Source organism: Mesorhizobium sp. P3_B5 (genome assembly GCF_056402815.1).
The window spans coordinates 836866-860268 of the sequence record NZ_JBFUGR010000002.1 but is presented as its reverse complement, the minus strand read 5'-3'; the positions used below and the strand labels follow the sequence as shown (position 1 = coordinate 860268).

The following is a 23403-nucleotide window of genomic DNA, read 5'->3' as shown; positions in this document are numbered from 1 at the left end:
CCGTGGCGGTGAAGCCAGCCGGCTTGCCCTTCCCTTCCATCACCGCGCACGGCTATACTCCAAAATCCGCAACCCAATCTGGTGAATGATGCCGCCTGCAAAAAAGGAAGTCCGTCCGTCGACCCGCGGAGGACGTGTCCGCACGCCTGCTTTCGTGAAAAATCAACGCGGCGTGAAAAACTGGAAGGAAGTCAGCGCCTGGCTGGAATGGCGCGGCATCGAGGATATCGAATGCATCACGCCGGATCAGGCGGGCGTTGCGCGCGGCAAGATGATGCCGTCGAAGAAATTCACCTCCAACACCTCGCTGGCGCTGCCTTCGGCGGTGTTCATGACGACGATCTCGGGCGGCTATCCGGAAGACGGCAACGGCTTCCACTACCCTGAGGACGATGGCGATCTCAAGCTGATGCCCGACCTTTCCACCCTGACCGTGGTGCCGTGGGAAGAGGATCCGACGGCCGCCGTCATATGCGATCTCGTCCACCAGGACGGCCGCTCGGTCGAGTTTACGCCGCGCAATGTGCTCAAGCGCGTGGTTGCAGCGTACGACAAGCGCGGGCTGAAGCCGGTGGTGGCGCCCGAGATCGAATTCTACCTCGTGCGCAAAAACCCCGATCCGGACTATCCGCTGACCCCGCCGGTCGGGCGTTCGGGGCGCGCCATCGGCGGCGGCGCCGGTTATTCGATCGCCGGCGTCAACGAGTTCGACGAACTGATCGACGACATCTACCACTTCTCCGAGAGCCAGGGCCTCGAGATCGACACGCTGATCCACGAGGAAGGCGCCGGCCAGCTCGAGATCAATTTGCGCCACGGCGACCCGATCGAACTCGCCGACCAGGTGTTCATGTTCAAGCGCACCATTCGCGAGGCGGCGCTGAAGCACGAGATCTATGCCACCTTCATGGCCAAGCCGATCCAGGGTCAGCCAGGTTCGGCGATGCACATCCACCAGTCGATCATCGACAAGAAGACCGGGCGGAATATCTTTTCGGCCGAGGACGGTTCGGAAACCGACGACTTCTTCCATTTCATCGGCGGCATGCAGAAGCATGTGCCGAACGCGCTGGTGATGTTTGCGCCCTATGTCAATTCCTACCGCCGGTTGACGCAGGCGGCCTCCGCGCCGGTCAACAACAAATGGGGCTATGACAACCGCACCACGGCGTTCCGGGTGCCGCGCTCGGATCCGGCGGCCAGGCGGGTCGAAAACCGCATCCCGTCCTCCGATGCCAATCCCTATCTGGCACTGGCCGCGTCGCTCGCCTGCGGGCTGATCGGCATGACCAACAAGATCAAGGCCGAGCCTCCTGTGCTGACCACAGCCAACGCCGACGAGATCGACCTGCCGCGCGGCCTGCTCGAAGCCGTCGATCTGTTCGAGGGCGACGAGGAGCTGTGCGCGCTGCTCGGCAAATCCTTCGCCGCGACCTACGCGGCAATCAAGCGGGCGGAATTCGAGACCTTCATGGAAGTGATCAGCCCGTGGGAGCGGGAGTATCTGCTGCTGAATGTCTGAAAAATAGCGAATAGCGAATAGCGAATAGCGAATAGCGAATAGCGAATAGAAGCAACATCAGTCGCCTCCCTATTCGCTACTCCCTACTCCCCATTCGCTGTTTCACCCCTTCCAAAACCCTGAGTCTTTGCCGCATCATGCCTTACCAATCTCCGATTTCTCCCGGCCGTTCCTGGTATGAGGACACCGCCGGTGTACGGCCTGAATATCCGGCGCTCGACGGCGACCGAAAATGCGACGTCGTCATCGTTGGCGGTGGCTTCACCGGCCTGTCGGCGGCAGCACACCTGGCCAAGGCAGGTACGAACGTCGTGTTGATCGAAGCGCATCGCTTTGGCGATGGCGCATCGGGCCGCAATGGCGGCCAACTCGGCACCGGCCAGCGCGCCTGGGCTGAAGAGCTGGAAGCGGAATACGGATTCTCGCGCGCCAAGGCGCTGTTTGACCTGGCCGAAGAGGCCAAGGCGCATTTGCTTGAATTCGCCGCCGTCAACAACATCGAGATCGACTATATGCCAGGGCAGATGTCGGTGGCGCACAAGCAGCGCTATGTCGACGACTACAAGGCGCATGCCGAGATCATGGCGAACCGGTTCGGCTATCCGCACATCTCTTTCATGGACGCCATGGAAACGGCGGAGCGGTTGGGCTCGACGCATTATTTCGGCGGCACCCGCGACACCGGCACCGGCCATATCCAGCCGCTGAAGCTGGTGATCGGCACGGCAAAGGTGGCGGCGCAGGCAGGCGCGCAGCTGTTCGAGCAAACACCGTCGACCGGTATCACCTCCAGCGCCGGCAAGGTCAGGGTGACCACGCCGAAAGGCGTCATTACAGCCGAAAAATGCCTGATCGGCGTCAACGCCTATGGCGGCACGCTCGAGCCGGTGAGTGCCGCGCACATCATGCCGATCGGCTCCTTCATCGGCGCGACAGTGCCGCTGGGCGCCGAGTCCAAAGTGCTGCCGGGCGGCGAGGCGGTCGACGATTCCCGCTTTGTAGTGCGCTATTTCCGCAAATCGAAAGACGGCCGCCTGCTGTTCGGCGGGCGTGAGATCTATGGTGTCAACGATCCCAAGGACATCCACATCCATATCCGCCGGCAGATCTCCGAGATTTATCCCGACTTGAAGGATGTCGAGATCACCCATGGCTGGGGCGGCTACGTCGGCATCACCGTGCCGCGAAAACCATTCGTGCGCGAGGTGATGCCCAATGTGATCTCGGCCGGCGGCTATTCCGGTCACGGCGTCATGCTGTCGAACTTCTTCGGCAAGCTCTATGCCGAGACCGTCGCCGGCAACCGCGATCGGCTCAAGCTGATCGAGGATTTGAACATCCCGGCCTTCCCTGGCGGCCGACGTTTTCGCACGCCGCTGCTGTTCCTGGCGCTCAACTGGTTTGCGCTTCGCGACAGAATCTAGAGCACAAAGCGATTCCGACTGAAATATTCGGTGCTTAAGCCGCACATTGCAGAATCCTTAACGAGGGTGCAGAATCCTGGGTTAGGGCGCACTGATGCCACAATCGCGGGTAAAAGGTGCCGGTTCTGGGCGATTGAACGGTGACTTTTGCGGGCTTGCCCGCTTTGTTTTGGGACCGATGCCGATCGAATGCCGGCCTTCCGGCACTGATCGAAAGAACATCGGCCCGCATATTGGAGGTGGCAAACGTGAACGAGCCCTTCAGTTTCGGCGCGCCGGAACGACGGCGCTTTGCCATGCAGTTCGGGTACGACATGCGGCCCACTTTCTGGCAGGGAGTCCGGTCGAACTCGCATCTGGTGATTGCCGCGGTCGGTACCGCAGCGCTGCTCGGCGTGGCGGCCGTGGCGTTGTGGCTGGCTTTGCCAGCGAATGACAGGCAAGCGAGCGCGAACCCGCAGCAGACCGTTCCGGCCATTCCGGTGAAAACGACGAAAGTTGCTCCCCCCGCCGCGAAGGTCGCCGCAGTCGTGCCGCCACCAGCGGCGCGCAAGGGCGACGCGGTTTCACGGACGGCGGCTGCCAACGCGGCGGCTGTATCAGCGCTGGCGCCCAACGATCCGCGGTGGACAGCGCCCGACTCGAAGACCGCGTCCGGCCCTGAAGCGACGTCGCCCGATCAGGCGGCGAGCCAGCCGGCGCAAGACCAGAAACCATCTTCGGCATTCGCCGAAGGGGCGGCGCAAACCGACGCCACGACAGAGCTTGCCAAGGTCGCCGCTCCCGGCGATCCGGCAGCGAACGCCAATCCCGACGGCGCGCAAACCGCGGCCATTCCCACCCCGAAACCGGAACTGCCGCAGCCCGCCCAGGCCAACGCCAAGCCCCAGAAGGTTGCTGCCGCCGGCAACGGACGCACCTTGAGGGCCGTGACCATGCGAAGCGGCCCGAAGAAAAATGCAGCCGCTATCGCCACCGTGCCCGCCAAGACATCGGTGCAAGTGATGAGCTGCAAGCAATGGTGCCAGATCGTCTACAACGGCAAACGCGGCTGGATCTACAAGAGTTACATCAAGACCGGCGCCTAGAGCTTGTTCCATCCCTGTAGATCTGGGATGGGCTCCATCTCGGTTTGAGCAAGATCGTCGGCAAGGCCGACGGCTCAGATGCAGCGCCCGCCGTCCACCTCTAGCGCCACGCCTGTGATGAAGGCGGCCTCGTCGGAAGCAAGCCAGAGCGCTGCATTGGCGATGTCGAGCGGCGTCGACAGCCGGCCGAGCGGGATCGAGGCGCGGAACTTGTCGCGGATTTCGGGCGTATCGGCGCCCATGAATTTCTCCAGCATGCCGGTCTCGCCGGCGACCGGGCAGAGGCAATTGACGCGGATGTTCTTCGGCGCCAGTTCCACCGCCATCGACTTGGTCGCAGTGATCGCCCAGCCCTTCGAGGCATTGTACCAGGTGAGGCCGGGCCGCGGCCTCAGGCCGGCCGTGGAGGCCGTGGTCAGGATGACGCCGCCGCCTTGCCGCTCCATGATCGGCACCACGGCGCGTGCGGCGTGGTAGATCGCCTTCATGTTGACTGATGTGATCAGGTCGAAGGTCTCCTCGCTGACATCGAGCATATCGCCGTTGCGATGGGTGTAGCCGGCATTGTTGACCATGATGTCGATGCGGCCGAAGGCGCTCTTGGCGGCATAGACCATCTCGTCGAATTCGGAGCGTAACGAGACGTCCGTCTGGGTCCAGATCGCCGCCTCGCCGATCTCGTTGGCGACACGTTCGGCGCCCTTGGCGTTGAGGTCGGCGACCACGACCCTGGCGCCCTCCTCGGCAAAACGTCTGGCCATGCCCTCGCCGAAGCCCGACGCGGCACCGGTGATGATAGCCACCTTGTTTTCCAGGCGCATGCTTTTCTCACCCATGATTGAAGATCATTGTCCCGCAAGCCGGCGTATCAAAGCGGCCACGGCCGTCGAAAGATGTGCATCCATCCTCGATTTCTCCTTTGGCTTTCGCTTCAATCCCGCTCTATGCTGCATCTGCGAAGGCTTCCCGGAACCATCGCCCGCCGACAAGCCTCCGGGTTGTGCCAGTGTCAAGGGTCAGGTTCCGACACTTAGATGTGACACCGTGGCACTGGAAAATTTAAATCGATTAGATTATATCAGCCGCGTACTCGTGAGCGGCGTCAAAGCGGACAGACCATGACCAGCCAGATCATTCCCGTCGATCCTTTCGACTTCATCATTTTCGGCGGCACCGGCGATCTGTCGGAACGCAAGCTCCTGCCGTCGCTCTATCATCGCCAGCGCGACCATCAGTTTTCCGAGCCGACGCGGATCATCGGCACGTCGCGTTCGAAGATGACCGACGAGGAGTTCCAGGCTTTCGCCAGGCAGGCGATTTCCGACCATGTCAAACCGGCCGATATCGACCCAAAGGAATTAAAGACGTTCCTGGCCCGGCTTTCCTATGTCTCGGCCGACGCCACCACTGGCGCCGGTTTCGACAAACTGAAAAAGGCGATTGGCGACAGCGATCGCATTCGCGCCTTCTATCTGGCGGTGGCGCCGGCGCTGTTCGGCGACATCTCGCACAAGCTCAAAGAGCACAAGCTGATCACGCCGAACTCCCGCATCGTGCTGGAGAAGCCGATCGGGCGCGACCTTGCCTCGGCGCGCGCGCTCAACGATCTGGTCGGCGATGATTTCCATGAAAGCCAGATTTTCCGCATCGACCACTATCTCGGCAAGGAAACGGTGCAGAACCTGATGGCGCTGCGCTTTGCCAATGCGCTCTACGAGCCGCTATGGAACTCCGCCAATGTCGACCATGTGCAGATCACGGTCGCCGAGACAGTCGGCCTGGAAGACCGCGTCACCTACTATGACAAGGCCGGTGCACTGCGCGACATGGTGCAGAACCACATGCTGCAGCTCCTGTGCCTCGTCGCCATGGAGGCGCCGTCGTCGATGGACGCCGATGCCGTGCGCGACGAAAAGCTGAAGGTGCTCAGGGCGCTGAAGCGCATTAACGGCAACGAGGCACCCAAGCACACGGTGCGAGGCCAGTATCGCGCCGGCGCCTCGGCCGGCGGGCCGGTGAAAGGCTATGTCGAGGAACTCGGCAAGGAGAGCAACACCGAGACTTTCGTTGCCATCAAGGCCGAGATCGGCAACTGGCGCTGGTCGGGTGTGCCGTTCTATCTCAGGACGGGCAAGCGGCTGGCGACCCGTGTTTCGGAAATCGTCATCGAGTTCAGGCCGATCCCGCATTCGATCTTCGGCGACAGTGCCGGGCCGATTTTTGCCAATCAGCTGGTCATCCGGCTGCAGCCCGACGAGGGCGTCAAGCAGTTCATCATGATCAAGGATCCGGGTCCGGGCGGCATGCGGCTGCGCCAGATTCCGCTCGACATGAGCTTCGCGCAATCCTTCGACGGCCGCGCGCCCGACGCGTATGAGCGGCTGATCATGGATGTCATCCGTGGCAACCAGACGCTGTTCATGCGCCGCGACGAAGTCGAGGCGGCGTGGAAATGGATCGACCCGATCCAGCACGCCTGGGAAAGCGCAAGGCAGGAAGCGCAGGGTTACACCGCCGGCACATGGGGCCCCTCGGCTTCCATAGCGCTGATCGAACGCGACGGGCGGACATGGCACGAGAGCAACTAAACGGCGTCGCCTACAACTGGCACGCCTTTTCCGCACGCCCGGATCTGGCGGCAACCCTTGCCGGCCGCGTTGCCGGCCGCCTGACCGAGGCGATCGAAGAGCGCGGCACGGCGCTGCTTGCCGTTTCCGGCGGCACGACGCCGGCAAAATTCTTCGCAGCACTTTCGAACATCCCGATCGCCTGGAGTAAGGTCACGGTGACGCTGGTCGACGAGCGTTTCGTGCCGGCCTCCTCGCCGCGCTCGAACGCTGGACTGGTTGCCGCCAATCTGTTGCAGAACGCGGCCAGCGCCGCACGTTTCGTGCCGCTCTATCACGAGGCCGCAAGCATCGAGGATGCGGCGGTCTCCGACACAAGGGTATTGCGCGCACTGCCCTGGCCGCTCGATGCCGTCGTGCTCGGCATGGGAGCCGACGGCCACACCGCCTCGTTCTTTCCCGACGCCGACGAGCTGGAACAACTGCTCGACCCGTCTTCGCAAAGGATCGTGCTGCCGGTTCATGCGACAAGCGCCGGCGAGCCGCGCCTGACATTGTCGCTGGCGCGGATCGTCAGCGCCGGTTTCATCGCACTGCACATCGAAAGCGAGGACAAGCGCACCGCATTCGAGGCCGCGATGGGGCCGGGAAAACAAAAACCTATTCGCGCCGTGCTCGACGCAGCCGAGAGACCCGTAGAGGTCTTCTGGGCACCCTGATTTCAACGTGCTGAGGGTCCCGGCGGACAGCCGGAGGGTGTTTCCGGGACCTCGCCTGAAAGGACCTGTACCATGACCGCCAGACGCGACATCGAAGCCATCACCGAGCGCATCCGCCAGCGCTCCAAACCAGGCCGCGAGCGCTATCTGAGCCGCATCGCCGAGGCGTCGAACCGCACCGCCAACCGGGCCGTGCTGTCCTGCGGCAACCTTGCCCACGGCTTCGCCGTCTGCAGCCCGTCTGAGAAGGTGGCGCTGGGCGGCGACAGGGTGCCGAACCTCGGCATCATCACCTCCTACAACGACATGCTGTCGGCACACCAGCCGTTCGAGACTTATCCGGCACTGATCAAAGAAGCCGCGCGCGAGGCCGGCGGCATCGCCCAGGTGGCCGGAGGCGTGCCGGCGATGTGCGACGGCGTCACGCAAGGCCAGCCCGGCATGGAGCTGTCGCTGTTTTCGCGCGACGTGATCGCAATGGCCGCGGCAATCGGCCTGTCGCACAACATGTTCGACGCCGCCGTCTATCTCGGCGTCTGCGACAAGATCGTGCCGGGACTGGTGATCGCCGCACTCACTTTCGGCCACCTGCCGGCGGTGTTCATCCCGGCCGGGCCGATGACGACCGGACTGCCCAATGACGAGAAGGCCAAGGTCCGCCAGCTCTATGCCGAGGGCAAGGCGGGACGGGCCGAACTGCTCGAGGCCGAGTCCAAATCCTATCACGGGCCGGGCACCTGCACCTTCTACGGCACGGCCAACTCCAACCAGATGCTGATGGAGATCATGGGCCTGCACACGCCGGGTGGCTCCTTCGTCAATCCCGGCACGCCGCTGCGCGAAGCGCTCACCCGCGAGGCGACGAAGCGGGCGCTGGCGATCACCGCGCTCGGCAACGCCTACACGCCGGCCGGCCGGATGATCGACGAGCGTTCGATCGTCAACGGCGTCGTCGGCCTGCATGCCACCGGTGGCTCGACCAACCACACCATCCACTTGATCGCCATGGCGGCCGCGGCCGGCATTGCCATCACCTGGCAGGATATTTCGGACCTGTCGGAAGCCGTGCCGCTGCTGGCGCGGGTCTATCCGAACGGCCTTGCCGACGTGAACCATTTCAATGCCGCCGGCGGGCTCGGCTTCCTGATCCGCGAACTGCTCGACGAGGGCATCCTGCATGAGGACGTGCAGACGGTGTGGGGCGAAGGCCTGCGGCCCTATGCGGTCGAGGCCAAGCTCGGCGCCGACGGCAGCGTGGTGCGCGAGGCCTCGCCCCGCGTGAGTGGCGACGAGAAGGTGCTGGCGCCGTTCAGCAAGGCGTTCCAGCCGACAGGCGGGTTGAAAGTGCTGTCAGGCAATCTCGGCCACGCCGTCATCAAGACTTCGGCGGTGAAGCCGGAGCGGCGCATCGTCGAAGCGCCGGCCAAGGTTTTCGACAGCCAGCAAGGGTTGAATGAGGCGTTCAAGGCGGGCACGCTGACCGGCGACTTTATCGCCGTCATCCGCTTCCAGGGACCGAAGGCCAACGGCATGCCGGAGCTGCACAAGCTGACCACCGTGCTCGGCATCCTGCAGGATCGCGGCCAGCATGTGGCGCTGGTCACAGACGGGCGTATGTCGGGCGCATCCGGCAAGGTGCCGGCGGCGATCCATGTGACGCCGGAAGCGGTCGAGGATGGGCCGATCGCCCGGATTCACGAGGGCGACATCATCAGGCTCGACGCCGACGCCGGCACGCTGGAAGTGCTGGTACCGGCTGGGGATTTTGCCTTGCGCCGGACGGCGGAAGCCGATTTGATCGGCAATGAATTCGGTTTCGGCCGCGAGCTTTTCGCCGGTTTCCGGCAATTGGTCGGCCGCGCCGATCATGGCGCCAGCGCCTTCGGAACGGCCTGAGCGATTGTTGTCTCGTTCATGAAAAAGGGCGGCCCGTGGCCGCCCTTTTTGCGTTGGTCCATACGGCGCTATTGCACCGTTAGCTCGACCCGCTCGCCGGCCTTGACTGTCACGGTGCCTTCCTTCGAGCTGTTGTCCGACTTCTCCGAGACGACCACATAGTCACCGGCCACTATCGCGGCCTGATACTTCTGGTCGTAGGCGTAGCCAAGCGACTTGCGATTGCCGTTGATGTCCTTCTTCGCTTCGAAAATCTCGATCTTCGAGGCGCCGGGCGCCGTGATTGCCAGTACACCGGCATTCATGGCGACTTTCACATCCTGAGACTCGCCGGCCTTCACCGTGAACGGCTGCTCTACCTCTGCCAGCTCGACCGTCGCGATCAACACATAATCGTCCGGCGGCAGATCGAACTTGCTGTCGGGACCATAGGCGTAGGTCACCTCCTCCCTGGTCCCGTCGATCTTCTTTTTCGCCTTGAACACCTTGAAGCCGACGCCCGAACCGTCGGCCTTGTCGCCGCCGGCGGTGTAGTAGGCGTTGGCAACCACATGGCCGACCCCGACGATGATGTCCTTTTCGACCGTCTTGCCGGCGGCAAGCGGGATCGTCTCCGTAGCGACGCCCTGGCCGATCGTGACAGTCACTTTCTCGTCGCCGGCCGGCAACACGGTCTTGGTGGTGCCATAGTAGGTCGCCGGATTGTCGGCACCTGGGAAGTCGATCACGACAGCCGCGCCATCGACAACATCCGCCCCCGCGCTTGGCCGCGGATGCATGATGAGGGTGCCGGCATTCAAGGTGAACAGCGGCTTGTAGACCTGGCCTGCCTCGATCTTCAGCTTTTGTTCGGTCTTGGCCTCACCGTCGCGCGCGACGATGACGTAGTCGCCCGGCTCCAGATTGCCCTTGTAGGCGCCGTATTCGGTGGTGACGTTGTCACCACGCGTGCCGTCGGACTTTGCCTTGTAGATTTCCCAGGCATTGCCGTCGGTGACGGGATCGCCGCCCTCGGCAAGCACCAAGGTCGGCAGCAGATTGAATTCGGGCTTTTCCGGCTCGGGCGCCGGAGCTGGAGCCGGTGCCGGCGCTGGTTCGGGCGCAGGCGCAGGTGCCGCGACGGTTTCGACCAAAGCTTCCTGCAGTGCTTTCTCGTCAGACGCCTGGATGTATTTGCCGCCGGTGTTGTCGGCGAGACAGGCGATCTGCTTGCCTTCGTCGGCGGTCAGGCCAAAGCCGACGACATCGGCGGTAAAGTCGATGCCGGACGCCTCCAGTTCCTTGCCGAGCGCGCATGGGTCGCCGCCGCAGGTTTCCAGCCCGTCGGTGATGAGCACGACTGTGGCCTTGTCCTCGGTGTATTTCAATGCCTCGGCCGCCTGCTTGACGGCAGCCGTCAGCGGCGTCTTGCCGAGGAATTTCAAACTGTCGGCGGCTGCGGAGATCGCGCTGGCCGAACCGGCCTGCGGCGGCACGATCAGCTCGATGTCGTCGCAACTGCCCTTCTCGCGATGACCATAGGCCATGAAGCCGATCTCGTCGTCGGCGGGGACCGACTGCAGCACGGTCCTGAGCGATTCACGGGCGATTTCGAGCTTGGGCTTGCCGTCGATCTGCGCCCACATGGAGCCGGATGCGTCGAGAATGATGATGACCTTGTTTGCCGCAAAGCCGAACGTCGTCATCGACAAAAGGAGAATCGCCGCAGCGACGCTCCGTGCCAGTCCCGCCATGAAAATCTCCTCAAGTCCGCCGTGCTCCGGGCCGGAAAGCTATTTGACGCGGCGTCAGGACACAAGCCCGAACGCAGGTGTGAGGCGGGCGAATACCGAACTTTTGAGGGAAGCGAATCCGCTCAGTAGGTCGTGCGCCGCTCCTCGGAAGGCGGCCGGCCGAACTGCAGCCGGTAGCTCTGAGCGAAATACGAGTGCGAGGTGAAGCCGGTGGCGATGGCCACGTCGAGGATCGGCATGTTGGTCTGGCGCAGCAATTCACGCGCCCGCTCGAGCCGCAGCCGCATGTAGTAGCGGCCGGGGGTGACAGTGAGGTGGCGCAGGAAAAGGCGCTCGACCTGGCGCACCGACAAGCCCGCCGACTTGGCCAGCTGTACCGCCGACAGCGGCTCGTCGAGATGGTCGGCCATCAGTTCGACGATGCGCCGCAGTTTTTCCGACTTTCCGGTCAGGTCGCGTTCCGGTCCGACGCGCTGGCGGTCGCCGGCGGAGCGGATGCGCTCGTGCTGGAACTGGTTGGCGACGCCGTTGGCGAGGTTGGAGCCGAAATCGCCGCGCACGATCTCCAGCATCAGGTCGATCGAGGTGGTGCCGCCGGCGCAGGTGTAGCGCTTGCGGTCGATCTCGAAGACGTTGCCGGTGCAGTTGATGTCGGGAAAGCGCTCGACGAAGCCGGCGCGGTTTTCCCAATGGATGGTGCAGCGATAGCCTTCGAGCTGGCCGGCCTCGGCGAGCAGATAGGAGCCGACCGACAGAGCGCCGAGCGCGTTGCCGCGCCGGCCCCAGCTGCGCAGCGCCGCCAGCACCTTGCTCTTGCCGGGGAATTCGGTGGTCAAGCCGACCGAGACGAACAGGATGTCGACCGGCGGCAGGTCGGCAACGGCGTAGTCGATCTTGAGCGGCAGGCCGTTGGAGGCCATGACGGAATCGCCGTCGGCCGATACCGTCGTCCAGCCATAGAAATCGCGACCGAGCAGCCGGTTCGCCGAGCGGAACGTATCGATTGCCGCCGCCAGCGAAAACATCGAAAACTTGTCGACCAGCAGGAACGCGAACTGCCTGCCGCCACCTTGAACGGGGTCAGTCATGACCGGCCGTTCCGAGGGAATAGTGAGGTTCGGCAAAGCTGGCGGCTTTCTGTTCAGAAGGAGGGCCGTTTCAATCCGGCCGCAAGATAGGCGGAGGCTACTGTGTTGGCCATCAGCATGGCAATGGTCATCGGCCCGACGCCGCCCGGTACCGGGGTGATGGCGCCGGCCGCCTTCGCTGCCTCGGCATAGGCGACGTCGCCGACGAGGCGGGTCTTGCCCTCGCCCTTCTCAGGCGCGGCAATACGGTTGATGCCGACATCGATGACGGTGGCGCCGGGTTTTACCCAGTCGCCCTTGACCATTTCGGGCCGGCCGACGGCGGCGACCAGAATGTCGGCGGTGCGGGCCAGCGCCGGCAGATCCTTGGTGCGGCTGTGGGCGATGGTGACCGTGCAGTTGGCAGCGAGCAAAAGGTTCGCCATCGGCTTGCCGACAATGTTGGAGCGGCCGACGACAACCGCATTGAGACCGGACAGGTCCTTGCCGCGCACGCGTTCGATCAAAAGCATCGAGCCGGCCGGCGTACAGGGAACGAAGGCGGTTTCGAGTTCGCCGGTGCCGAGCTTGCCGACATTGATGAAATGAAAGCCGTCGACATCCTTTTCCGGTGCGATGGTCTGGATGACCTTGCCGGCGTCGATGTGGCTGGGAAGCGGAAGTTGCACCAGGATGCCGTTGATGGCCGGATCGGCGTTGAGGGCGCCGATGATGTCGAGCAGTTCCTGTTCGGAGGTCTGCGCCGACAATGTATGCTGGACCGAATGGAAACCGCATTCCTTGGCGGTGCGCGACTTGGAGGCGACGTAGACCTGGCTCGCCGGATCCTCGCCGACGATGACCACCGCAAGACCAGGCTGCCTGGCGCCCTTGGCCGTCAGTTCGGCGGTCAACCCCTTGACCGTGCGCACCACGTCTTCGGCGACGCTTTTTCCGTCAATCAACTCGGCCATGAACTATCCTTCGACACCGTTCCACCCAAAGCACGGCACTGCGCCTTGGTTCTAGTTTGAGCGGCATTTTCACGAAAATTCGACCGGGCAATCCCGTCAGAGCGCCGTCATATGCCGTAAACTCGAAACCGGCATGTTTTATTCGCTGCTGGGCGTTTTAGAAATAGCGACGGCGCGAGCGGTTTTCGGTGAGTTCGCGGACCGCTTCGCGGAATTCGCGCAGGCTGTTGCGGATTTCCTCGACCTGGGTTTGCTGCTCGGCGGGATTGGCGACGGGCGGTGCCGCCACCACCGGAGGCTGCCGATATTGCGTCTGTCCCGCATAGGGCGCCATCGGCTGCGGGTAGCCAGTCGGCGGCTGCATCTGCCCGGCTTGCACCGGCGGGTAGCCCGGCTGCGTCCCATAGGCCTGGCCATGCGGGGCCGGGTACATCGGCGGTTGTGGCATCATGTGAGCCGGCAATGGCGGCTGTTGCGGATGGGCAGCATAGGCGTCTTGCCGGAAATCGGGCGGCGGATAGAAGGCAGTCCCTTGCCTCGGATAGACGCCTTCGACCATCGCGGGTGAGACGGCTTCAGCCGGGCGGGTATCAGTGGACTTTTGCGCCGAAATCTTGCCAGGCATGATCTTGCCCACTGCCGAGAACAGCCCACCGAACAGACCTGAGCGTTCAGTGCGAGCGCTCTCGACCGGAGGCGCAGGCGGCGGTGCCTGATATGCCTTGTCTTCGACAGCTATCCGCCGCTCGTCCGGCCTGCGGCGCGACCGGGCATTGGCGGTCTCGCGCAGGCTCTCATAGGCGCCGCGCATGGCGCCGAGGCCGATACCCGCAGCCATGCCCAGCAACAGGCCGGCAAGCGCGGTGACGGCACGCGAAGGGCCTTTCGCCTCGAGCGGTATGTAGGCTGGCGACATGACACTGATGTTGGCGGTGTCGATGTCCTTCTGCTCAGCGGTCTCCTTGGCGCGCAGAAGATATTGTTCGTAGACTGAACGCTTGGCGGTGGCCTCGCGCTCCAGTTCGCGCAAGCTGACGAGGTCGTCGTTGACATCGCCGCTGCGCACCTTCAGCTGCGCCAGCCGGGACGCAAGGCTCTGTTCGAGCTGGACCGCGCGCTTCAGGTCAACCTGCAGCGACGAGGCAATGCGGGTGAGCTCGCCGGCGATGCGTTGGCGTGAGCCGGCAAGCTGGGCACCGAGCGCCTGCAGTTCGGGGTGACGCGGCCCGAGCCGCACCGCGGCGCGGTCGGCCTCCTGCTTCAACGCCGCATATTGCGAGCGCAATTCGCTCATGGTGTTGGAGTTGATCTCCTCCGGCAAGGTGCCGTTGAGAACCGAATTGACATCGAGCGAGCGCGCCGACGCCGCCCGCGCGTTGAGTTCCAGCGTGCGGGCGCGGGCGATGGCGAGCTGCTCGTTGAGCTTCAGCATCTCATCGTCGCTGATCAAATGGCCCTGCGCGTCGACAAGGTCATGCGTCGCCCTGAAATCCTCGACCTTGCGTTCGGCCGTCTCGACGCCCTTGCGCAATTCATCGAGCCTGGCCGTCAGTTCGTCGGTGGCGCGGCCGGCAGTGTCGGACTGCATGTCGCGGGAAGCCTCGATGAAGACCCTCGTCACCGTGGTTACGATATCAGCCGACTTCTGGGGATCCTGCGTCGTCGCGCCAACGGTGATGACGAAGGTCTTGCCGCCGCGCTCGACAGACAGGCTTTCGGCCAGATTGCTGATGGCGAGCGACTTGCGGCGCGCCAGGTCGACCGCGCCGCCCTTGCTGTTTGAGAACAAAGAGTGGATCAGCGAGCGGATCGAGAGCCCACCCGAGCCCTGGCCATTGAATTCGGGATCGTTGACGAGATCGAGTTTGGGGTCGTCGACGACCTTGCTCAGAACGTTGCCGGAGGTCAGCAGACGCGCCTTGTTTTCGATCAGTGCCAGCGTAGCATCGGAGGCAACGACCGACTGGGTGAGATCGCGCTCGGTGAGCTTGAGGTCGCGCGGATCGACGACAATTTCGGTGGAAGATTCGTACTTCTTTGGCGTCGACAAAGCGATCGCAATGCCGAGTGCTGCGCCCAGTATCGTCGTCGTGACGATCAGCATCTTCGACCTGGCAATGCCGCCGATCACCTTCATCGGATCGATCAGCGGCTTCCATTCCTGGTTGTCGGCATCGTCGCGGGAAGACCAATGCTCGCCACCAGCGTAGCGGGGCTCATATGCGGCAGCACGAGGACGGTAGGCCTCGGAGACGCCGGCAGGCTCGTCGCGCAGCCTGGCTTGCGGGTAGCCTCCTCGAATGGCCTTGTCTGCCTCCAGCCGTGCCTCAGCCTCCGAAACGGGGCCACTGCCAGTTTGAACTTGGGATGTCTCCGCGGTCCAAGTGGGCGGCGGATTGGCGCGCGCCTCGCGTTGCGAGCGGGCGACGCGATGGCGCGTGGCAGCATCCTCGCGCCATGACGCGTCTGTGCGGTCGCCGAGCGAAACCAGCGAAGCGTCGGTCTCGTCCTCGCCGCGCACAGCCTGGCCAAGCGCGAGCAAGGAGCGCTCACGCTTCCAGTCTTCACGGTTTTGCCTGTCGACCATTGTCTTGGAGCTTACTCTCTGGCGGCTTGGAAGCGGCAGTCGGCCAATCGTTAAGCCACGCTAAACAGGCATAGAAAACAAAAGGTTAATTTTGGCGATTTGAGGACGCAGTTTCTCTCTTCGGTTGTATGTTTTCGGAGGCCAATCCGAAGGCTCAGAACCGCACGTTAAGCTTTCCGCGCTAAGGCTTTGCGCGAGATATGACGCAGGCCAATCACATACCGCAAAGGCGGCCCCTCGCCCGGATCGGCAGCTTTCTGGCCGAAAGACGGGGGCTGGTTCGCGACTATCTTTCAGCCATCAGCGGCGCTGGCGGACGACTGGTGTTTTCGCTCGCCTATTTCATCGCGCTGGCCAACACGCTGTCCATCGCCGAGTTCGGCATGTTCGCCACCGCATCGGCGGCCGGCGTCATGCTGTCGCGTATCCTCGCCTTCGGCTTCATCTCGGCGCTTTACCGCACCGCCACCATCCGCCCCAACCTGATCGGCACTTTCACCGCCGGCTTCCTGCTGCTTGGCGTCATCTCACTGCCGCTGCTGGCCGCTGCCTCATATGGCGTCTACCTGATCTTCTTTGCCAGCAATGTGCCGTTGGCGGTCTTTGCGGCGATCGTCTTTGCCGAAGCACTTTTGTGGCGGCCGGTCGAGGTGGTGCTCATCGTCAACAACGGGCTCGGCAAATTCGGCCGCGCCGCCGTGCTGGCAATCGTGACGACGGCCTTCCGCGCACTCGGCGCGGTGCTGTTCATGCTTTCGGGACAGCACAGCGTCTGGGTCTGGTCGTGGTTCTACATCGGCGCCAATGCCGCCTCGCTGCTGCTCGCCTTCGGCTTCTACTATCCACGCCAGCGGCTCAGGCTGCGCATCGAGCTCTATCTCAGGCGCCTCGCCGATTCGATCTATGTCGCCGGCGCCGAAGTGCTGTTCTACCTGCAGTCGGAATTCGACAAGCTGCTGGTGCTGGCGATCGGCGGGCCGCATCTGGCCGGCATCTATGCCATCATCATGCGGCTGGTCGACCTGACGGCGATCCCGATCCGCACCTTCTCGATGATGCTGGTGCAGCGCATGATGCGGGCGCCGGAACTGCTGTCGCGCCTGGTGGTCAAGAGCGGCATCGAAGGCGGCGTCTTCCTGGTCTCGACACTGGCACTGGCGACGCTTGGCGTCGTGCTGCATTTCTTCCCCAACGCGCTGGGCAAGAATGTCGCGGAGGCAGCCCCCTTGGTGGCACTGGCGATCTGCGTGCCGGGACTGCGCAATCTGGTCGAATACCAGGCCGAGCTTCTGTTCGCGCGCGGCCAGACTCTGGTGCGGGCGCTCAATCTCGGCCTGCTGGCCGGGCTGAAGGCGGTGCTCTTGACCTATGTGCTGACCACGATCGCCGACACGCCCAATCTGGTGCTGTCGCTCAACGTCGTCTTCCTGCTGCTCTATCTCGCCTCGGCGCTGCTCACCTATTCGGCGATGCGCAAACCGGCAAAGCCGGTCTAAGCCTCTAAACGTCCAGTCCAATCAGGCGGCGAATGCGGCCGATATCGGTGCCGATGAAGGACTGCATGCCGATCGCCACCTGTTCCGGCGCCATGGCGGCGACGAAACGGCGGAACTCGTCATCCGACAGCGCTTCGCCGGTCCAATGGACCCGGCAGAACTCTTCCGAACCGTGGAAATGGCCGGCACCCTCCAGCACATCGTCGACATAGCGGCCGTAGATCATGCATTCGGAGAATTTACGTGCCGAGCCGATGACCTGAACCCAGTTGCGGCCATGCACCTTCTCGACCTGGGCGCACATCGCCGTCACGGTTTGGCGGCGCCACGCAATCTGCGTCGAAATATAGTCGTGGGTCGAGACCCTGGATGCATCGATGCCGAGCGCCGAGCCCGCATTGCGCGACCAGATGCGATGCTCGTCATGACCGTCATTGGCGAGCACGCCGTCACGCCGGAACAGCCGCACCTTGCCGTCGCGCCAAAAAGCGTTTGTGTCGAACGGCTTGAGGAAGACGACGTCGGAATCGCAAAAGATCAGCACGTCTTCTACTGCGTGTTCGGCGATGGCGATGCGGCGCAGCTGCTGCACATGCCAGCCGCGCAACGGCATGGTCTTCAGGCTGAGCCAGATGCGGCGGCGAAACAGGCTGAGCGGGTCGTCAAACACATGCAGCCAGCGCGGCAGCAGATCGCGCTCGTCGACGATGCTGCGGCGGCTGTTTTCCAGCTGGCGAAACAGCCCGATATCGCGATGTTCGACGAGGATATAGTGATGTGCCACACCGGAAACGTGGCGGTCGAGGGTTTCGCACAACAGGCGGCAGCGCTCGAAATCCGGTGCGTAGCTGGCCGTCACCACCGCCGCTGTCGGTGTCTGCCGAAGGGTGTCGATTTCGCTAGCAGGGCTCGGTACGAACCGGTTGTTCACCGGATCTCTCCGGCAGGTTCGGGCTTGCGCGACAGTTTCTGCCTGATGACGCGCAACAGGAACAGCGGGTTGCCGACGACATAGCGGCGCCAGAGGCGGCCGGGTTCGACCCACAGGCGAAACAGCCATTCGAGGCGCAACTGGCGCATCCACAAAGGCGCCCGCGGCACCGTGCCGCTTAGGAAATCAAGCAGCGCGCCGACCGCGATCGGCAGCGTGCAATGGCGCGCATCGATATGGCGCGCAATCCACAGTTCCTGACGCGGCACGCCCATGGCGACAAGCAGGACATCGGGTCGCAGCTTTTCGATCCGATCGACGATGCCCTGTTCCTCGGCGGCGGAGAAATAGCCGTCATGGATGACCACGAAATTGTGCTGGACGGCGAGCGCCGCCAGCTTGACCGACGCGGCTTCGGCGTTGACGCGCGTTGCCCCGAGCAGCCCCACGGTCAGCGGCCGGGTCGATGCCTGCAGGAAGGCAGGGACGAAATCGGTGCCGTTGAGATTGTCGGGGAACGGTGCGCCATAGAGCAGTTTTGCCGCGACATCGACACCGACGCCGTCAGGCAGCACGAGAAAATCGTCGAGCGCTTCGGCAAAGACCGGATCCGAATGGGCGATGTTGGCATTATGGGCGTTGAGAAAGCTGACCTTGGTGAAGCGGCGCTCGGCCACCAGCCGGACCAGAAGGGCGATCGCATCGTCCCAGCCGATGGCCAGCACCGAAATGCCGAGGATCATCTTCAACGTGTCGAGACCCAACGCGGCGCGGGCGGAATGCATATTCATGCAGCCACCTCCTGCCTGACCGGGCCGAGCCCTTCCAGGCCAAGCTTGATCGCGGCATCAAGCGCCTTGACCTGCCGGCGGTGGAAGGCGCTGCCATCGACGTCCCTGACATCGGCAGCCGCCGCCTCGAGCGCGCCGGCGAATTCGGCCGCGTCGTCGGTCACGACGCAATTGACCGGGCGATGGTCTATGCCGCGAAGCGAGCGGCTGGTGGCGACCGAGGGCAGGCCGAGCTCGAAGGTTTCGATGGTTTTCAGCTGCACGCCGCTGCCGGCGGTGCTGATCAGCGGAATGACGGCGCCGCCGCGCACAAAGGCCTGCGCGTCCGGCACGCGGCCGACGAATTCGACGCCCGGATGCGTCGAGGTGACGCCCGACGGCATGTTGCCGGCGATCCTGATGCGGAAATTCCGCCTGAGATGCGGCACGACTTTTTCCAGGAACCAGTCGAGGCCGATGCGGTTCGGCTGCCAGGTCCAGGTGCCGATCAACGCTGCGTCGCAATCGATGCGGCGCGGGCCCTTGTTCGTCGGGGCTGAGGTGCGGGTCACCAGGGGCAGCACTGCCGAGCGGTCATCGGAGGCAACGCCGAGCGCCGAGCGATCTTCCTCGGCGAGCGTAAAGACGAAGCGTGCCCGGCGGCAGAGCCGTTCTTCCATGGTCTTGAGCAGCCTCGCCTCGCGACGAAACAGCAGACGCTGGAAGAACCCGCCGGCGGCAGCGGCGTTCTCCTGCGCCGAGCGATGTTCGACATTGTGGGCGACGAAGATCGATGGCCGATCGTCGAAAAGGTTTTCGAAGGCGCCGGCGAACTGCACCGAGTTCAGGATATAGCCGTCGAAGGGGCCGGCACGCTCGATGGCAGCGCGGATGTCGTTGTCGGAAAGCACTCGCAATTTGACCGAGGCGAAGGTGAGGCCGGACAGCATCGCCTTGGCGACCCAGACGAGTTTGCGCAGCGGCGAGGCATTTTCCGTGCGCACATCGATGGCGCCAAGCACGATTGTGTTTTCAGGATCGCTGGCCGCCTTGCCGGGCCAGATAAAGCCGGCCACGGTGACGCGCGCGCCAGCGCGCCGCAAGGCGTCAATGATGGCGGCGTTGGCAATTTCGTAGCCCGAAGCGAGAGCGCCGTCGGGCACGATCGATGTGGCGAACAGCAGATGCATCTCACCCTAATCCTGTGGCCAACCGGATAGCAAAGCGGGGTGAAGCCTTGATTAAATGGCGGCAATCGGCGGTTGAGAGCCGCGCATTTGGCGGAGTCTCCGCGAAAGGTGATTAACGAAACGTTATCATCGCGATGCTATCGAGAAGCCAAACTCACCTGCGGCTGGACACGGATGATCCCTTTGCCATCGGACGGTTCGGTATCGATCGTGGGACGGTCTGCGGGGCTTGCCGCCGAGACCGCCGAAGCGGTCGTCACACTGCCGACCTTCAAACGGCCTGAGCAGGTGCTGGAAACGCTGGCATCGCTCAAGGCACAGAAGACCGGCAGGCGCTTCGCCGTCATCGTCATGGAGAACGAGGCCGAGGCGCGCGCCGGCGCCAAAGCGGCGCTGCCGCTATTCGAGCGCGGCGACCTTGCCGGCATGGTCATCGTCGCCCATCAGCGCGGCAATTGCAGCGCCTACAATGCCGGCTGGCAAACGGCGATCCTGCATTTCCCCAATTTCAAACACCTGCTGGTCATCGACGATGACGAGATCGCCGACCCGGATTGGCTCGAGCGCATGTGCAAGGCGGCCGAGACGCTCGGCGCCGACATCGTCGGCGGCCCGCAAGTGCCGGTCTTTGCCGATTCGGCGCATGCGAAATGGGCGCAACACCCAGTCTTTGCGCCGCCTTACCGCGAGACCGGGCATGTACCGGCGCTCTATTCGTCCGGCAACCTTCTGGTGGGACGAAACGTGCTGACCGCCATGGGGCCGCCCTTCCTCGATCTCAAATTCAATTTCATGGGCGGCGGCGATTCCGACTTTCTCAGCCGATCGGCGCAAAGAGGCTTTGTGCTCGGCTGGTGCGCCGAGGGTCAAGTCCATGAAACGGTTCCGGCCCGGCGCGTCGAGGCCGACTGGATCCGCGCCCGCAGCCTGCGCAACGGCGTCATCTCGACGCTGGTCGAAAAGAAAAAGCGCGCCGGAACACCCTTTGCCGGTACCAAGGTGTTCCTGAAAAGCCTGGCGCTGCTTGCCGTCTCGCCGCTTCGCGGGATCGTCAGGCTGGCGCAAACAGGATCACCGGCAACCGCCTTGTATCCCGTCCATGTCGCGGTCGGCCGCGTGCTTGCCGAATTCGGATATGCCAATGAGCAGTATCGACAGCCTGAGAAAAACTGAGCAGGCGCCGCTCAGCGCGGCGTTCACGCGCGACGGCGTTGCGACCGCAATCGCGGCGCTGTTGTTCACCGCCATCCTGATATCCTTCCGGCCGTTCCAGCCAGCCGGCGCCGAAGTGATCGGCGATGGCGGCGACATCGTCAACCAGCTCGGCTTCGGCTCGCTCGGCGCCATCTCGATCTTCTCGCTGATGGCTTTCGCCAATCCCAAGGTGGTGCGCTCGCTGCTCAGCCCCTCCTGGCTGCTGATGCTGGGCTTCTTCATGCTCTCGGTGGTGATGGCCAGCGACCCGCCGTCGGCGGCGCGCGCCGCCTCGTTCACGCTGATCGGCATTTTGACGATGGCGACGATCCTGGCACTGCCACGCGACGCGGATGCGTTCTCGAAGGTCATCATCTTCACCATCGTTGTCGTCATGGGCCTGTCCTACATCGGACTGATCGTCTTTCCGCATGAGGCCCTGCACACAGCCGACTCGCAGGAGCCGGAGCATGCCGGCCTGTGGCGCGGCGTCTTCACCCACAAGAACATCGCCGGCCCGATCATGGCCTGCTTCAGCTTTGCCGGCCTTTATCTCTATCGGCGCGGACAGCGGCTGTGGGGCGCCGGCATCTTCTGTGCAGCGATGATCTTCATGTTCCACACCGGCTCCAAGACGACAGCTGGACTGGTGCCGTTTTCGATCCTGATTGTGGTTCTGCCAAGCCTCATCGGCATGCGGCTTGGCACGCCGATCCTGTTTGCGCTGGCAATCATCGCGACCGCGGTCGGCACGCTTGGCATCGTCTTCCTGCCGCCGGTAAAGCACCTGGCGGCGATCTATTTCCCCGACATGACCTATACGGGACGCACGACACTGTGGGAGTTCTCCGGCAGCATGCTGGCGCAGCGACCATGGACCGGCTACGGCTACGAGAGCTTCTGGGGCACGCCGCTGCTGCTCAACCAGGATCAACCCTTCGACCGGGCCTGGGACATCCGAACCATCGTGCACGGCCATGACGGCTATCTCGACATTGCCGTGCTGATGGGCATTCCGGCGCTCTGCGTGGCGGTCTACACCTTCCTCATCGCGCCATTGCGCGACTACATGCGCATACCGGCCCGCAAGGAAAACATCTATCTCGGCGATTTCTTCATGATGGTGGTGCTGTTCACCGGGTTGAACGCCTTCCTCGAAAGCTTCTTCTTCCACCGCGCCGATCCGGTGTGGATGTTTTTCGTGCTGGGTGTGCTGGGCCTCAGGCAAGTCTCGCTGCGGCCGATCCCGGTGCGCGATCCCCATCGGTCCTGACAGGACTTTCCCACCCAGCCCAGAGCGACCAGAGCCTGCTCCATCCCGTCGGGATGGAGCTCTGGTTTTTTGTTTGAGCATGATCTTTTCCGAAAACCGGTTTCCACTTTTCGGGATCATGCTCTATGGGAGAGCCATCTTCTGGAGGGCTTTCAATGACGATCAGGCTTGTTCTCGCTGGCTGCGGCAATATGGGTTACGCCATGCTCTCGGGCTGGCTGAAATCGGGCAAGCTTGCCCCGGCGGCGGTTTTCGTGGTCGAGCCCAATGCCGATTTGCGCCAGCGCGCCGAAGCGCTGGGCTGCGGCGCGGCGGCGGATGCCGGCGGCATTCCAGCTGACACTGTCCCGGCGCTCGTCGTCATCGCCGTCAAGCCGCAAGTGATCAGCGACGTGACTTCAGCCTACAAGCGCTTCGGCGATGGCCGCACCACCTTCGTCAGCATCGCCGCGGGAACACCCGTCGCCACCTTCGAGGCGATCCTGGGCAACCGCGCGCCGATCGCGCGCTGCATGCCCAACACGCCGGCGGCGATCGGCAAAGGCATGATGGTGGTGTTTTCCAACCGGCTGGTTTCCGACGACAGCAAGCGTTTCGTCGCCGACCTGCTTTCGGCAAGCGGTGAAGTGGCAACCATCGACGACGAGGGCCTGATGGATGCGGTGACGGCAGTGTCCGGATCGGGACCGGCCTATATCTTCCATTTCATCGAGGCGCTGACCGTGGCCGCCGAGAAGGCCGGCCTGCCAAGCAAGACCGCCAAGCTGCTGGCCATGCAGACCGTCTATGGCGCGGCCTCGCTCGCCGCTGAAAGTGGCGAGGAGCCGGGCGTGCTGCGCCAGCAAGTGACCAGCCCCAACGGCACCACGGCCGCCGCGTTGGCCGTGCTGATGGGCGAGGACCGGCTGACGCATCTGCTGACCGAGGCGGTGGAAGCAGCACGGCTGCGGTCGGTCGAGCTGGGGAAGTAAC

Annotated in this window: 18 protein-coding genes; 10 read left to right on the top strand and 8 right to left on the bottom strand. The window is 63.5% G+C overall.

The window, feature by feature from the left end; all coding sequences use genetic code 11:
- The first annotated feature begins 85 nt into the window (after window positions 1-85).
- The 3 genes from AC1DVW_RS09015 to AC1DVW_RS09005 all read left to right on the top strand — a co-directional run bounded on the left by AC1DVW_RS09015 (window position 86) and on the right by AC1DVW_RS09005 (window position 4034).
- Window positions 86-1522, top strand: coding sequence for a glutamine synthetase family protein (locus AC1DVW_RS09015; protein ID WP_477322480.1), 1437 nt, complete (start codon window positions 86-88; stop codon window positions 1520-1522).
- Window positions 1523-1659: 137 nt separating this feature from the next.
- Window positions 1660-2946 carry an NAD(P)/FAD-dependent oxidoreductase gene (locus AC1DVW_RS09010; protein ID WP_477322478.1) on the top strand — a complete coding sequence of 429 codons (1287 nt, stop codon included), beginning with the start codon at window positions 1660-1662 and terminating at the stop codon, window positions 2944-2946.
- A 248-nt stretch (window positions 2947-3194) separates the two neighbouring features.
- A complete protein-coding gene (locus AC1DVW_RS09005) occupies window positions 3195-4034 on the top strand; it encodes an SH3 domain-containing protein (protein ID WP_477322476.1) in 840 nt (279 codons plus the stop codon).
- A gap of 74 nt (window positions 4035-4108) precedes the next feature.
- On the opposite strand, the gene AC1DVW_RS09000 is transcribed toward AC1DVW_RS09005, so the two are convergent.
- Window positions 4109-4855 (bottom strand): SDR family oxidoreductase, encoded by a 747-nt coding sequence (locus AC1DVW_RS09000; RefSeq protein WP_477248930.1) that lies wholly within the window; start codon window positions 4853-4855, stop codon window positions 4109-4111.
- Between the two features lie 297 nt (window positions 4856-5152).
- Between AC1DVW_RS09000 and zwf the strand changes: the two genes are divergently transcribed.
- The 3 genes from zwf to edd all read left to right on the top strand — a co-directional run bounded on the left by zwf (window position 5153) and on the right by edd (window position 9216).
- The gene (gene zwf, locus AC1DVW_RS08995) at window positions 5153-6622 is read left to right on the top strand and encodes a glucose-6-phosphate dehydrogenase (RefSeq protein WP_477322474.1); all 1470 of its coding nucleotides are present in this window, start codon (window positions 5153-5155) and stop codon (window positions 6620-6622) included.
- Window positions 6604-7320 (top strand): 6-phosphogluconolactonase, encoded by a 717-nt coding sequence (gene pgl, locus AC1DVW_RS08990; protein WP_477322472.1) that lies wholly within the window; start codon window positions 6604-6606, stop codon window positions 7318-7320. Before zwf ends, pgl begins: the two co-directional genes overlap by 19 nt.
- Before the next feature lie 72 nt (window positions 7321-7392).
- Window positions 7393-9216, top strand: a complete 1824-nt coding sequence (gene edd, locus AC1DVW_RS08985; RefSeq protein WP_477322470.1) for a phosphogluconate dehydratase — start codon at window positions 7393-7395, stop codon at window positions 9214-9216.
- 68 nt (window positions 9217-9284) lie between these two features.
- Here the strand turns inward: edd and AC1DVW_RS08980 are convergent, their stop codons facing one another.
- The 4 genes from AC1DVW_RS08980 to AC1DVW_RS08965 all read right to left on the bottom strand — a co-directional run bounded on the left by AC1DVW_RS08980 (window position 9285) and on the right by AC1DVW_RS08965 (window position 15577).
- A complete protein-coding gene (locus AC1DVW_RS08980; protein ID WP_477322468.1) occupies window positions 9285-10949 on the bottom strand; it encodes a vWA domain-containing protein in 1665 nt (554 codons plus the stop codon).
- Window positions 10950-11071: 122 nt separating this feature from the next.
- Window positions 11072-12037: a GlxA family transcriptional regulator gene (locus AC1DVW_RS08975; protein ID WP_477248885.1), complete on the bottom strand. Its 966-nt coding sequence runs from the start codon at window positions 12035-12037 to the stop codon at window positions 11072-11074.
- 53 nt (window positions 12038-12090) lie between these two features.
- Window positions 12091-12990 carry a bifunctional methylenetetrahydrofolate dehydrogenase/methenyltetrahydrofolate cyclohydrolase FolD gene (folD, locus tag AC1DVW_RS08970; protein WP_477248886.1) on the bottom strand — a complete coding sequence of 300 codons (900 nt, stop codon included), beginning with the start codon at window positions 12988-12990 and terminating at the stop codon, window positions 12091-12093.
- Between the two features lie 157 nt (window positions 12991-13147).
- Complete coding sequence (locus AC1DVW_RS08965) at window positions 13148-15577, bottom strand: GumC family protein (protein WP_477322466.1); 2430 nt, start codon at window positions 15575-15577, stop codon at window positions 13148-13150.
- Window positions 15578-15777: 200 nt separating this feature from the next.
- On the opposite strand from AC1DVW_RS08965, the gene AC1DVW_RS08960 reads away from it, so the two are divergent.
- Window positions 15778-17073: a lipopolysaccharide biosynthesis protein gene (locus AC1DVW_RS08960; protein ID WP_477322464.1), complete on the top strand. Its 1296-nt coding sequence runs from the start codon at window positions 15778-15780 to the stop codon at window positions 17071-17073.
- A 4-nt stretch (window positions 17074-17077) separates the two neighbouring features.
- Here the strand turns inward: AC1DVW_RS08960 and AC1DVW_RS08955 are convergent, their stop codons facing one another.
- From AC1DVW_RS08955 to AC1DVW_RS08945, 3 genes are read right to left on the bottom strand one after another with little or no spacing between them, the layout of a single operon-like run.
- Window positions 17078-18004, bottom strand: a complete 927-nt coding sequence (locus AC1DVW_RS08955; RefSeq protein WP_477322462.1) for a DUF6492 family protein — start codon at window positions 18002-18004, stop codon at window positions 17078-17080.
- Window positions 18001-18795 (bottom strand): WecB/TagA/CpsF family glycosyltransferase, encoded by a 795-nt coding sequence (locus AC1DVW_RS08950; RefSeq protein WP_477322460.1) that lies wholly within the window; start codon window positions 18793-18795, stop codon window positions 18001-18003. Before AC1DVW_RS08950 ends, AC1DVW_RS08955 begins: the two co-directional genes overlap by 4 nt.
- A complete protein-coding gene (locus tag AC1DVW_RS08945) occupies window positions 18792-19964 on the bottom strand; it encodes a glycosyltransferase (RefSeq protein ID WP_477322458.1) in 1173 nt (390 codons plus the stop codon). The genes AC1DVW_RS08950 and AC1DVW_RS08945 overlap by 4 nt, the downstream gene beginning before the upstream one ends.
- Before the next feature lie 174 nt (window positions 19965-20138).
- Here AC1DVW_RS08945 and AC1DVW_RS08940 point away from each other — a divergent pair, with 174 nt between their 5' ends.
- The 3 genes from AC1DVW_RS08940 to proC all read left to right on the top strand — a co-directional run bounded on the left by AC1DVW_RS08940 (window position 20139) and on the right by proC (window position 23402).
- Window positions 20139-21137, top strand: coding sequence for a glycosyltransferase family 2 protein (locus AC1DVW_RS08940; protein WP_477322457.1), 999 nt, complete (start codon window positions 20139-20141; stop codon window positions 21135-21137).
- Complete coding sequence (locus tag AC1DVW_RS08935; protein WP_477322455.1) at window positions 21106-22431, top strand: O-antigen ligase family protein; 1326 nt, start codon at window positions 21106-21108, stop codon at window positions 22429-22431. The genes AC1DVW_RS08940 and AC1DVW_RS08935 overlap by 32 nt, the downstream gene beginning before the upstream one ends.
- 155 nt (window positions 22432-22586) lie before the next feature.
- Window positions 22587-23402, top strand: a complete 816-nt coding sequence (gene proC / locus AC1DVW_RS08930; protein WP_477322453.1) for a pyrroline-5-carboxylate reductase — start codon at window positions 22587-22589, stop codon at window positions 23400-23402.
- Window position 23403 lies beyond the last annotated feature (1 nt).

What these genes read in the sequence shown, in the direction of transcription:
- AC1DVW_RS09015 (WP_477322480.1), top strand. Translation starts at nt 86, where the DNA reads ATGATGCCGCCTGCAAAAAAGGAAGTCCGTCCGTCGACCCGCGGAGGA.
- AC1DVW_RS09010 (WP_477322478.1), top strand. Translation starts at nt 1,660, where the DNA reads ATGCCTTACCAATCTCCGATTTCTCCCGGCCGTTCCTGGTATGAGGAC.
- AC1DVW_RS09000 (WP_477248930.1), bottom strand. Translation starts at nt 4,855, where the DNA reads ATGCGCCTGGAAAACAAGGTGGCTATCATCACCGGTGCCGCGTCGGGC.
- zwf (WP_477322474.1), top strand. Translation starts at nt 5,153, where the DNA reads ATGACCAGCCAGATCATTCCCGTCGATCCTTTCGACTTCATCATTTTC.
- pgl (WP_477322472.1), top strand. Translation starts at nt 6,604, where the DNA reads ATGGCACGAGAGCAACTAAACGGCGTCGCCTACAACTGGCACGCCTTT.
- edd (WP_477322470.1), top strand. Translation starts at nt 7,393, where the DNA reads ATGACCGCCAGACGCGACATCGAAGCCATCACCGAGCGCATCCGCCAG.
- AC1DVW_RS08980 (WP_477322468.1), bottom strand. Translation starts at nt 10,949, where the DNA reads ATGGCGGGACTGGCACGGAGCGTCGCTGCGGCGATTCTCCTTTTGTCG.
- AC1DVW_RS08975 (WP_477248885.1), bottom strand. Translation starts at nt 12,037, where the DNA reads ATGACTGACCCCGTTCAAGGTGGCGGCAGGCAGTTCGCGTTCCTGCTG.
- folD (WP_477248886.1), bottom strand. Translation starts at nt 12,990, where the DNA reads ATGGCCGAGTTGATTGACGGAAAAAGCGTCGCCGAAGACGTGGTGCGC.
- AC1DVW_RS08965 (WP_477322466.1), bottom strand. Translation starts at nt 15,577, where the DNA reads ATGGTCGACAGGCAAAACCGTGAAGACTGGAAGCGTGAGCGCTCCTTG.
- AC1DVW_RS08960 (WP_477322464.1), top strand. Translation starts at nt 15,778, where the DNA reads ATGACGCAGGCCAATCACATACCGCAAAGGCGGCCCCTCGCCCGGATC.
- AC1DVW_RS08950 (WP_477322460.1), bottom strand. Translation starts at nt 18,795, where the DNA reads ATGAATATGCATTCCGCCCGCGCCGCGTTGGGTCTCGACACGTTGAAG.
- AC1DVW_RS08945 (WP_477322458.1), bottom strand. Translation starts at nt 19,964, where the DNA reads ATGCATCTGCTGTTCGCCACATCGATCGTGCCCGACGGCGCTCTCGCT.
- AC1DVW_RS08940 (WP_477322457.1), top strand. Translation starts at nt 20,139, where the DNA reads ATGATCCCTTTGCCATCGGACGGTTCGGTATCGATCGTGGGACGGTCT.
- AC1DVW_RS08935 (WP_477322455.1), top strand. Translation starts at nt 21,106, where the DNA reads ATGAGCAGTATCGACAGCCTGAGAAAAACTGAGCAGGCGCCGCTCAGC.
- proC (WP_477322453.1), top strand. Translation starts at nt 22,587, where the DNA reads ATGACGATCAGGCTTGTTCTCGCTGGCTGCGGCAATATGGGTTACGCC.